This window comes from Microcoleus sp. SVA1B4 (genome assembly GCF_036700545.1).
In the GTDB taxonomy this organism is placed as follows: Bacteria; Cyanobacteriota; Cyanobacteriia; order Cyanobacteriales; family Microcoleaceae; genus Microcoleus.
On record NZ_JAUBPB010000008.1, the window covers coordinates 1 to 11,254 of the forward strand.

Here is an 11,254-nt window from a genome sequence, read left to right on the forward strand (position 1 = left end):
CGTCCAAAAAGGACGGGCGGGACGCCCATCCCACAATAACAATTAAAATTGTAAGTTATTTAATTCGCGATCCTAATTCTTTAACATAGAGTAATAGAGTTTGTCAAGGGGTGGTAGAGAAATTTTGGGGCGATCGCCCTGCAAGAAATGAGACACAATGGTAAAAGCCAACATCCATCCGTGTTGCGAAGCGGTTAAAAATCCCAAATTAATATCAAAGAAGCGATCGCAGTGAGATAATTTATGAGAGTACGACCCTACGAAATCGGTGATACCCAACAAATTGTACAACTGTTTTACGACACCATACACGAAGTAAACATCCGCGATTACACACAAGCACAAGTAGATGCTTGGGCGCCAGCAGATATGGATATCGAAAGTTGGACTAAAAGTTTAAGCAGTAAATTTACTTTCGTAGCAGAAGAGGGTGAGAAAATTGCAGGTTTTGGGGAATTAGAAGCAAGCGGCCATATCGATTGCTTTTTCTGTCATCAACATTTTCAAAGGCAAGGAGTCGGCAGGCTAATTTTAAAACAAATTGAGTTAAAAGCCCAAGACTTAGGAATTAACAAGTTATTTACCGAAGCCAGCATTACAGCTAGACCTTTTTTTGAAAGCCAGGGATTTATTGCGATTAGAAAACAAGAAGTAGAATGCAGAGGACAAAAATTAATCAACTTTGTCATGGAAAAAAATATATAAACAACGATTTGTGTAAAATTAGATCGAAGAGTTTTACTCAGGAGTTGCGATGGTGACGGAAGCTACAAATGTGCTGGGCGGAAAGTTAGAGACTTGCTGCACTTCGCCAATGACAGGATATTATCGGGACGGCAAATGCAATACAGGTGGTGGTGACTTTGGGGCTCACACCGTTTGTGCTCAACTGACAGAAGAGTTTTTGCAATTCACCAAGTCGAATGGAAATGATTTGAGCACTCCGGTTCCCGAATTTAACTTTCCCGGTTTGAAACCTGGGGATTGCTGGTGTTTGTGCGCCTCTCGGTGGAAGGAAGCAATGGATGCTGGATGTGCGCCGCTTGTGGTGTTGGGTGCGACTCACGCCTTGACTTTGGAATACGTTTCTTTGGATGAATTGAAGCAGCACGCTGCTGATTTGTAGGAAAATGTTGGTGTGCGATCGCTCTTAAATACAAACCATTCGAGTCTCAAGAAACCGGGTTCTTTCGAGATTTCAGGCGGTAAATGAGTAATTTCGGAAAAACCCAGTTTCTGCCTAAACGGAGGGGAATTAATGGGCTATCGCTCTTAAATACAAACCATTCGAGTCTCCAGAAACCGGGTTTTTTCGAGATTTCAGGCGGTAAATGAGTAATTTCGGAAAAACCCAGTTTCTGCCTAATTATAGTTGTTGAAACTTACCATATGCAAATATATTCTGGCTTGAGAGGGCAGGTTTTGGGAGCGATCGAATTTCCTGTGAGGTCGAGCCGGTTCAGTTTAGTCAAGGATGCTAGCGGTCTGATGTCGTTGATTTGAGTGTTGTCGAGTGAGAGCCAATTCAGATTAGTCAAGGATGCTAGTGGTTTAATCTCACTAATTTGATTGTTACCGAGACCGAGCAAATTCAGTTTTGTCAAGGATGCTAGTGGTTGGATGTCACTAATTTTATTGTTGTCGAGACCGAGCCCAGTTAGGTTAGTCAAGGATGCTAGGGGTTTGATGTCACTAATTTTATTGCTTTCGAGTGAGAGTACATCTAGGTTAGTCAAGGATGCTAGCGGCTGGATGTCGCTGATTTGATTGAAGCTGAGGGAGAGCCGAGTCAGGTTAGTCAAGGATGCTAGGGCTTTGATGTCACTAATTTGATTGTTGTTGAGTGAGAGCACATCTAGGTTAGTTAAGGATGCTAGCGGCTGGATGTCGCTGATTTGATTGTTGTCGAGCCAAATCTCAGTCAGTTTAGTCAAAGATTGCAAAGATTTGATATCGCTGATAGTATTTTTGTTGATGTAGAGAGTAGTCAGGTCAGTCAAGGATGCTAGGGCTTTGATGTCGCTAATTTTATTGTTGGTGAGTAAGAGCAGGTTCAGTTTAGTCAAGGATGCTAGCGGCTGGATGTCGCTGATTTGATTATTGCCGAAAGTTAGCGCAGTCAGGTTAGTCAAGGATGCTAGGGGTTGAATGTCGCTAAGAGGATTGTGGCCGAGCTCGAGTACGTTCAGGTTAGTCAAGAATGCTAGCGGTTTTATGTCACTAATTTTATTGGTGTCGAGGTTGAGTTCTGTCAGATTAGTTAGGGATGCTAGGGGTTTGATGTCGCTGATTTCTTTCCCTAAGATCCAGAGTTTTGTCAAACTAGAAAGTTTTCGATCGGCTGCATCGCACTCAGTAGTTCCTGCTTCCTTCAACAGCACTTCAACAGTATGTTTAGTTTCAGGACTCAAAGCATCTTTTTCGCGACACCAATCCGCAAATGTTCGTCCACTGTTTCCCGATCGCACTTCTGCTGCTTTCGCCGACACTCCATTTCCAGATAATGCTAGAAGCACACAACAAGTAAGTGCGCTCGACCTTGGTAAATTGATATATTTCTGTGCCACTATAAGTGTCATAATCTTATATATCTAATTGAAAGTTAAAGCCATCTTGCACCACAAACACAACCAATAATTGATTCAGTCCTTTTCAAAGGACTTAAGCTTTGAGGCAGGGGTTTAAACCCCTGCCGGACTGAAGGAAAGAGGGCAATATCATGTCCCTGCAAAATACCTCTTAAAAACTCTCCGAATCACCTCACTCAGGCAACTTATACTGTCCCACAATCCGCTTAGCATATTCCGGCACATGAGCCTCCAATTTCTCCGGGTAATTCCGCTTCACGTAGAGATAATTGCGAGTGAAATGAGAATCAATCGAAAACCGAGCATATTCCAAACCCTTCGGCCCAATTCTCTCAATAAAAACTCCCATTAACTTCGCCGCCCACATCGGCAAAGTCACTCCTTTTTCATAAGCCGGAATGCTTTGCTGAACCGCTTCTTTTCGGTTTCCCTTAGACATCACCGGCTGAGTATTTAACTGATCCGTTACCAAATCTAACATCTCTTGCCCGGTGTCATTTCGCACCACAATCCACTGCCAGCCAAAAGGTGCTCCCATGTAGCCCACAACTAAATCTGCTAAAGAATTCACATAATCAAAACAGCTCAAACAAGAAGGAGCAAAAACATCTTTCAATTCCTTAGTATTCAAGCCAAAAAACGGCACTTTCTCTTCCGAACCATCTTCGTGTTTGAAGTGAACGTTAAAGTCTTGCATAAACTCATAAGATACAACTGTTTCGGGAGAACGGCTAGTCGTATCGAGAAATTTCTGCAAGCCCGCGCGGCTGACATTATCGACACAGGGAGTTCCCAAAACGTAGAGCTTTTCTAAACCGAGTTTTTTCTCGACTGTTCGCAAGGCTTGAATTTGACAGCCGACGCCAATTACTAACAGCCGCTTCATCCCCGATTTTTCGATTTGTTCTAATACTGAAAGATTGGGAGAGAGTGTTGGTTTGTTGACTTTTGCTGCGAGAATTTCTTCGCGATTTCTAGCAATTATCGGCATCGGTTGAAAGCGGTCTTCTTTAGTATTTTGGACACACACAACGCCTTCTACAATTCCTTTTTCGAGCATTTCAATGGCAATTGTGCTGACGATTCCCGTCCACTGAGCACCCTCGATCGGCTCTTTTTTCCGAGCCGCCATCATGTTTTGACTGACTCCGAAATACCAATCGTCGGGATTGTCGAGATTGCGCGATCGCCCGTGAATCTCTTCTTCTAATTCCGCGATATGCTGTGTTAAGAAAGCACAAGATTCCTTGACATAATGGATGTAATATGTATCGCACAAACCGCACTCGCTGCAAAGTTCTTTAGCGGGGCGGCGGCTACCCGGTTTGAGGGCCTTGGATTTTTGGTGCTTAGCAGAATCTGTTGCGGTCATCTAAATTACTTATTTTATGCAGATATGGCTTTTGTTAGGATATCACAGCAATTTCGGTTGTTACCTCCTTTATTCTTTAGACCTCTTGCAAAAATCCTTTCATCAATTGATGGGACGGGCAAGATGCCCGTCCCACAAGAGTTATTTCTTCTTGTGGGACGGGCATCTTGCCCGTCCTAATTATTTTTGCAAGAGGTCTATTCTGTCAGTCCTCGCAGGCGGACGCAAGCTTGTGGGGGAGCAAATTCGGTTCGCCCGAAATTGGCGGTTTTCACAAGTTAAAAAATATTAGTCAGGATTTACCTAAGTTGCGCTAGAAACCCAGTTTCTTGCTGAATACCTCACTGTTAAACCTAAGATTTCTGGTAAAAACCGGGTTTCTTTGTGTAGTTTGGGTAAAAAAATTCGGTTTCAGAGCATCGCAGTGCGTCCCAGAGTCTTTGTGTAAGTCCTATTAGTATCAATCCGGATCTAGCGGGCGATCGCGCGAATACATTGCCAAATAAAGCTATAAAAAAATGGTAAAAATGTTTGTGACAACAGCCGTCGCTGGCATCATGATGAATCTCGCAATTTCGAGCTTAGGATTTGCTGCTTTAGTTCGTCCGGTTCCTGCGATGAATCAAACTGTTGTGACTCTAGAAAGAATGCTCAGCGCGACACAAAAGCCGGCGGCGCTGAACTATTCGCGCCTGGGGATTGGCGGCGTTCGGTTGGGGATGTCTGTAGAAGAGGCAAAACGTAAGTTTGGAAAACCGCAGCGCGACGAAACCAAACCTGCTGGGCCTGGCCTCGGCGGCAAGATTCGCACGCTAACTTACTCAGGATTGACGGTAGCAGCATGGGAGGGCAAAGTTTATTTAGTTTCTACTACCAATCCTAAGTTTCTGACAATTGATGGTGTGAAGCTAGGAGATAACAGGCAAAAAGTTGTTAAAACTTACGGTTATGGGTCGCAATCTGTGCAGGGTGGAGTGACTCGATTGACTTACAGCAATGACCAAAAGGCTTCTAATTTGATTGTGGAAATTAAGGGCGATCGCGTACATAAAATTCTTGTGAGCACGCAGCTAAACTGAAATATTAAACAACTGTGCAAAAGTCCGGGTTCACAAGTTTGTAGTAATGACTTTATTCCTTATTTATGAGGATTTTTAGCCTTTCTGTGAGTTGACTGGAGGGCTTTTTCCTGATGTACGCGCGTGCGTAGCTATCCCGTAGGGAATCGCCCGCGTCTCCTTAATCCTCTTCATCATCATCCGACAATTGTGTCATTTCCTCAGCAATTAGTGTCTGAAAATCCTCTCCGCAGTGAACGTTGAGATGGATTGCAGCACTCAGGAACTCTGCTAGAATTTCAGCTTTTTGTCGATCGCTCAAATCAGGTAACTGAAGCTGATGGATTAAAGTAATCACATTTTGACACTCAGTACCCAATTCATCAATTAACGTTCTCAGCGTAGAATTAGTTACAGAAATTGTCCGATCGCTAACTTGCATCTTTATTTACCCAATCGTTTTAAAGCTTGCTGAATTCCTTTCTCAAAAGCTCGAATTTCACTTTCCCAATGCCGGATTAAGCCTTCATCGGGAAAATCCTTCTCATATTCCAGTCTAATCTTTTCTTCATGTTCTGCAATCCGCTTGTTCAAGGAACGAAGAGCTTTTTTGTGATTTTTATTCCCCATAGAGTCTCACACCCATAAAAAAAAGTAGAGGTGCGATCGATCGCATCTCTACAGTAATTCTAAATAAGGTGCACATTGTGCACCCTACCAATTAGCGGTTCTGGGGAACAGGAGCACTCGGTGCTCCAGAAAAAGTCGCCTCACCAGTCTTAGCCCGCTTTTTGATCAAGATAGGCTTGACGCTGTTTTCTCCACCAATCGGGGGATCTTCTTGTTGAGCGTAATCCGCGCCCATCCAAGCAGGACGGCTTTGATCGAAAGCCATTTGCAAAGCAGCAGCGGCGATCGCGTGGGAGTCGTACTCCTCGGATAATTGAGACACTAGAGGCAAGAAAGATGCCATCCGTTCGCCAGCCAAAGCTTCGCGAACTTTACCCTGCATCTTTTCCAACTGACGAGCTTCAATTTGCGCCCGTGTCGGAATGTTTCGCACCGTCAAGCTCGATCGAACGTGACGTTCAATCAAACGCAGTTTGCGGCGATCGACCGGTTGAATCAGCGTAATTGCCGTTCCTTCGCGACCAGCCCGGCCCGTGCGTCCGATCCGGTGAACGTAGCTTTCCACACTGTCGGGCAAATCGTAGTTAATCACGTGAGTCAAGTGATCCACGTCCAAACCGCGCGCCGCAATATCAGTCGCCACTACCCAGCGCACCTGACATTGGCGGAACCGATGCAACAAACGTTCCCGCTGTGCCTGATTCAAATTACCGTGATACTCATCAACGCTGTGACCTGCTGCTTGCAGTTGGCTGGTGAGTTCCGCCGCCGACTGCCGAGTCCGCACAAAAATCAGTGCAGATTCCGGGTCTTCCATTTCTAAAATTGGCTGTAGGGCTCTTGCCTTCGACCAGCCACGGGGAATCATGTACACGCCTTGGCTGATACGCTTTGGCGTTGCTTTTGGCTGTTCTACGGTGACGTTGACTGGGTTACGCAAATGCCGCGCCACCAATTTCCGAATGGAAGCTTCCATCGTCGCCGAGAAAAATGCCGTTTGACGTTCTTTTGGTGCAGCATCCAAGATTTTTTCCACATCTTGGATAAAGCCCATGCTCAGCATTTCGTCAGCTTCATCCAAAACTAGCCACTTTATCTTGTCTAGTTTCAGGCTACCGCGGCTGAGCATATCCAATATGCGTCCGGGTGTACCGACAACTACGTGCACGCCGCGCTTCAAACGCTGCATTTGACGATCGATCGATTGACCGCCGTACACTGTCAGAACTTGCAGAGAGCGACCCACTTTTACAGGGCCGTCGCTGCTGATGCCGCTCAAATCGCGGATGGCTTCAGTTACTTGCATCGCCAATTCGCGAGTCGGCGTCAGCACCAGTGCTTGCACCGCAGTCACATCTAAATCAATCCGCTCCAAGATGGGCAACGAGAATGCTGCCGTTTTGCCTGTCCCTGTTTGGGCTTGACCCACAACGTCGCGACCTGCTAACAGGTGCGGAATTGCTTGTACTTGGATGGGAGTAGGTTCTGTAAAGCCTAGTGTTTCCAGATGGAGAACGAGTTCTTCCGAAAGACCTAAGCCTTCAAACAATAAATTCATTAATGCTCCTAATAACGAGTCTTAGCCTTCTAAGTTGCCCAACTCGGATGCGGATTTCTGCTCTAGGGCAGGAACTCATAAGAGTTCTTTATGGTGCTGCGCCTGCGCGCACCTTCTTAAATAGCAATCGAGTATAGGGCAGCTCCGTCGATGGTGACTAAATTTACCAATTCGACAGCCGTCTTTGATTTTGTGACATCACCGATACCAACCGCCAGGAGTCGGGTTATAGGCTTCCAACATTCTTAAAACAGGACATTGGACTTCCTTTGAGGTACTTGCAAGCTTTCCCTCTTAGGCATTTTATAGTGAGGATCATGACCAGCCCCACTTCACTACTCATGTAGTAACAGGTTGTTTGGTTCAGGCGCTATCCCGCAATCCGTCGCCTGCGGGATTGAGCAGGGGATGGGGCGACCGTTACCGCCTATCCATCTCAACACTCTTTCGGGATACCGTTGTGGTGTAGGGCGGACGGCGAAGCAATCTCAAATTATCCCCGCTTATTTCTGGCTTGTTATCATCATAACTCTTTACATTCAGAAACAAAACATTAAATTCGTTAAAATTTTCCGATGTTCTGTAGAGATTACCGCACCCCGACGGGGAGGGTCGATTGCAGCCAGAGGCTAATAAAGGTTTATAACCCTTTGCTACCTATCTTTGCACAATATTGTACAAACCGTTACTTTTGCTGCACAATCCGCTAATCATTTTTGGCGGGTGTCCGGTTGTTGTTCGCCACACCGCCGAGCGCGACAGTTCCAGCAACACTTACACTTGACCCTGCCCTACAGCGAATACAAGCCCCCGATACTCATGAGAGTCGATCCCCAAATTTTAGACCAAATATCGAGCTCCCAGATTCATCTATGGAGTCAATCTAAAATCTAAAATCTAAAATCTAAAATCGACTTGACCGTAGAGGTCGTAGACATCTGCATTAGTAATTTTCACAGATACGATTGAACCCAGCCGCGCTTCTCCTGTGACGTAGACGAGTCCATCTACTTCGGGGGAAAACCGAGCGGATCTACCAATCAACTCGCCTGTCTCTGGTTGTTCTTGTTCTATCAGGACATCAACTACCTGACCGACAGACTCTTGATTCTTCTTCAATGATATAGGTTGTTGTGCCGCCATTACCGAATTTCGCCGCATTTCCATTATTTCTGCAGGTATTTGCTGGGGCAAGCTAAAGGCTGGGGTTCCTTCTTCTGGCGAAAATACAAAAACTCCTACGTGATCGAATTCGTGGCGCTTGACAAATTCCAGCAAGTGTGCTGCGTGTTCCTCGGTTTCGCCGGGAAAGCCGACAATAAAAGTTGTCCGCATCACGGCGCCGGGAAGTGCTGCTTTGAGCCGATCGACTATGGCATCATTGATCCCAGCTTGAAAAGGTCGATTCATCGCCCGCAAAATTTCCGGGTGGGAATGTTGCAGGGGTAAATCCAAATACGGCAAAACGTTGGGTGTTTCGCGGATGGCTGCGACAACTTGCGGAGTCAAACCTGTAGGATAGGCGTAGTGCATCCGAATCCAAGGTACATCTACTTCACCCAAAGCCCGAAGCAATTCGGCGAGTTTGGGTTCGCCATAAATATCTTTGCCGTAGTTGGTGGTAATTTGAGAAATTAAGATAATTTCTTTTACCCCTTCGGAGGCTAATTGCTTAGCTTCCGCGACGATAGACTCGATCGTCCGCGACCTTTGATTTCCGCGCAAGTGCGGGATAATGCAAAATGCACAGCGATAGTCGCAGCCTTCTGCTATTCGCAGATAAGCGACACCTTCCGACGTGGTGCGGTAGCGGGGAGTAGTTTCGTCAGCGATGTAAGTAGGTTCTGAGGAGACGAGGGAAACTCGATCGCCCTTTTCCACCTGCTGCATAACATTGACGATTTTATGATAGTCGCCAGTGCCGACAATTGCGACTGCTTCCGGCAATTCGTCCAGCAATTCCTGCTGAAAATGCTGTGCCATGCAGCCAGTGATGACTACTTTTTTATTAGCTTCTGCCAATTCTACCAAGGTGCGGACCGACTCTTCTCGCGCCGCTTGGATAAAACTGCAAGTATTGACTACAACATAATCGGCTAATTCTTCATTAGAATCGACTTGATAGCCCGCTTGAGCCAGCAAGCCAATCATGTGTTCGGTATCGATGCGATTTTTTTCGCAGCCGAGGTGAGTAAATGCGATCGTTGGCTTCGTTGCCATGCAGTAATAGTTAGTGTTGCGCTATTTTTAAGAACGTTTTATGATATCACACAATTAAAAAAATTGCAATGTGTATGTGGAAGCTCTGGACTGTTGTGGTGTCCGCAGTTGTTGTGTGATATTTGTGCGATCGTGGGCGAGATGAGAATTTTTAGGCTTTGTGCGATCGTACTTTCCCGCTTTTTCGCTGCCAGATTTTGACGCAATTGTCAGGTTTTGGTGTCGTCGGAAGGCTTCGACAATCTTACGCCCTTTGCATAATTTCGACTTGCTAGTTCGGCAAGCCAGCCCGAAAAATCTGTTCGGCCGTTAATTTCAATTCTGGAAAAGTCAGCGACTCAACCCTCTCGCTTCCCCTAAACTGTTTGACCTGATACTCTCCATCTACTAATTGATAAACCGAAAGTGTTGGTTGTTTGGGATTACCGATAAACTTGCGGCCGCCCAAACCGAGATAGTCTACAATCCAGTATTCGGGAATGCCCATTTCTTCATAGTCGGAAGCTTTGAAAAAATAATCATCCCGCCAGTTCGTGCTGACCACCTCTACAGCCAGTCGCACCGAAGAGCCCATCGTGATGACTGATTCTTTTTTCCAGCGCGGTTCGCTTGCAAGTGCGGTTCGGTCTAGGACAATTACATCTGGCTGGTAGCCAGATTCGTTACGCGCAAGCTTGAGCAAGCAATCACCAGGGATAGAGTAAGGCAATTGCAGTCGCCTGATTTCAAAATTGATTTCACCGGAAATGAAACCTGTAACGTCGGAATGGTCGCCGGTTCCTAAAGGCATTTCAACAATTACTCCATTGTGTAGTTCGTACTTATGGACAGAGTTCTCTGGATACCAAGCAACGAACTCATCAAACGTGATTGTTTTGGATATGGTTTGGATCATGTTGCGGTTTCCTCTGTCTGGTGATTAGTATGCGGAAAGCTCAAATATTACACAAGGATTAGAGACAACGTTGTCTCTAATCCTTGACAAATTAAACTGTAGCTGATATAATTTCGATCGCCCGTCCTGACAAAACAGCACTTGGTACAAAACGCCGATTTGTCACAAAATTGGTGTCCTTTTGTACCCATTTGATATCCTTTTGATACCCGATCGCCCCCCACTCCTTCTAGCTCGGCTCGGTTAAGGGCAGACCGCCTCGAAAAATCAACTCGGCCGTCAACCTCAACTCTGGGAAAGCCAGCGACTCAACTGTGTCATCGCCCTTAAACTGTTTTACCTGATACTCGCCGTCAACCAACTGGCAAACCGATAGTGTGGGTTGTTTCGGAGTACCGATGAACTTGCGGCCGCCCAAACCGAGGTAGTCCACAATCCAGTATTCGGGGATGCCCATTTCTTCGTAGTCGGCGAATTTGAGATGGTAATCGTCCCGCCAGTTGGTACTGACGACCTCTACAGCCAGTCGCACCGAAGACCCCATCGTGATGATGGATTCCGTATCCCAGCGCGGTTCTCTCTGGCGCAGAGCTGCTTCGTCTAGGACAACTGCGTCTGGCAGGTAGCCCGCCTCGTTGCGGACGGGTTTGAGCAGGCAGTCGCCGGGGATGGAATAAGGTAAGGAGCGGCGGTCAATTTCGACTGATAGTTTTGAACGGATGAAACCTGTAACGCGGGAATGACGGCCGGTTCCTAAAGGCATTTCAACAATTACTCCATTGTGTAGTTCGTACTTATGGACAGAGTTCTCTGGATACCAAGCAACGAACTCATCAAACGTGATTGTTTTGGATATGGTTTGGATCATGTTGCGGTTTCCTCTGTCTGGTGATTAGTATGCGGAAAGCTAAAAGATGGCACAAGTCTTTTCGG

11 protein-coding genes are annotated in these 11,254 nt (G+C 46.1%); 3 read left to right on the forward strand and 8 right to left on the reverse strand.

The window, feature by feature from the left end; genetic code table 11:
- Window positions 1-243: 243 nt before the first annotated feature.
- Both QT987_RS05905 and QT987_RS05910 read left to right on the forward strand, forming a co-directional pair.
- Window positions 244-705, forward strand: a complete 462-nt coding sequence (locus QT987_RS05905; RefSeq protein ID WP_333238133.1) for a GNAT family N-acetyltransferase — start codon at window positions 244-246, stop codon at window positions 703-705.
- A 49-nt stretch (window positions 706-754) separates the two neighbouring features.
- The gene (locus QT987_RS05910) at window positions 755-1,126 is read left to right on the forward strand and encodes a DUF2237 family protein (RefSeq protein ID WP_333052718.1); all 372 of its coding nucleotides are present in this window, start codon (window positions 755-757) and stop codon (window positions 1,124-1,126) included.
- A 256-nt stretch (window positions 1,127-1,382) separates the two neighbouring features.
- On the opposite strand, the gene QT987_RS05915 is transcribed toward QT987_RS05910, so the two are convergent.
- Both QT987_RS05915 and QT987_RS05920 read right to left on the reverse strand, forming a co-directional pair.
- A complete protein-coding gene (locus QT987_RS05915) occupies window positions 1,383-2,579 on the reverse strand; it encodes a leucine-rich repeat domain-containing protein (protein WP_333238135.1) in 1,197 nt (398 codons plus the stop codon).
- A gap of 181 nt (window positions 2,580-2,760) precedes the next feature.
- Window positions 2,761-3,960, reverse strand: coding sequence for a Coenzyme F420 hydrogenase/dehydrogenase, beta subunit C-terminal domain (locus QT987_RS05920; RefSeq protein ID WP_333238138.1), 1,200 nt, complete (start codon window positions 3,958-3,960; stop codon window positions 2,761-2,763).
- Between the two features lie 533 nt (window positions 3,961-4,493).
- Here QT987_RS05920 and QT987_RS05925 point away from each other — a divergent pair.
- Window positions 4,494-5,039, forward strand: coding sequence for a hypothetical protein (locus QT987_RS05925; RefSeq protein WP_333238141.1), 546 nt, complete (start codon window positions 4,494-4,496; stop codon window positions 5,037-5,039).
- Between the two features lie 160 nt (window positions 5,040-5,199).
- Here the strand turns inward: QT987_RS05925 and QT987_RS05930 are convergent, their stop codons facing one another.
- From QT987_RS05930 to QT987_RS05955, 6 genes are all read right to left on the reverse strand, one after another.
- Window positions 5,200-5,460: a hypothetical protein gene (locus tag QT987_RS05930; RefSeq protein ID WP_333151551.1), complete on the reverse strand. Its 261-nt coding sequence runs from the start codon at window positions 5,458-5,460 to the stop codon at window positions 5,200-5,202.
- A gap of 2 nt (window positions 5,461-5,462) precedes the next feature.
- The gene (locus tag QT987_RS05935) at window positions 5,463-5,648 is read right to left on the reverse strand and encodes a hypothetical protein (RefSeq protein ID WP_242725046.1); all 186 of its coding nucleotides are present in this window, start codon (window positions 5,646-5,648) and stop codon (window positions 5,463-5,465) included.
- A 91-nt stretch (window positions 5,649-5,739) separates the two neighbouring features.
- Window positions 5,740-7,206, reverse strand: a complete 1,467-nt coding sequence (locus QT987_RS05940; RefSeq protein ID WP_333238145.1) for a DEAD/DEAH box helicase — start codon at window positions 7,204-7,206, stop codon at window positions 5,740-5,742.
- 897 nt (window positions 7,207-8,103) lie between these two features.
- On the reverse strand, window positions 8,104-9,426 hold the full coding sequence (gene rimO, locus QT987_RS05945) for a 30S ribosomal protein S12 methylthiotransferase RimO (RefSeq protein ID WP_333238148.1): 1,323 nt from the start codon (window positions 9,424-9,426) through the stop codon (window positions 8,104-8,106).
- A 271-nt stretch (window positions 9,427-9,697) separates the two neighbouring features.
- Window positions 9,698-10,321 (reverse strand): Uma2 family endonuclease, encoded by a 624-nt coding sequence (locus QT987_RS05950; RefSeq protein WP_333238150.1) that lies wholly within the window; start codon window positions 10,319-10,321, stop codon window positions 9,698-9,700.
- A 229-nt stretch (window positions 10,322-10,550) separates the two neighbouring features.
- The gene (locus tag QT987_RS05955; protein ID WP_333238153.1) at window positions 10,551-11,189 is read right to left on the reverse strand and encodes a Uma2 family endonuclease; all 639 of its coding nucleotides are present in this window, start codon (window positions 11,187-11,189) and stop codon (window positions 10,551-10,553) included.
- Between the last annotated feature and the right edge of the window lie 65 nt (window positions 11,190-11,254).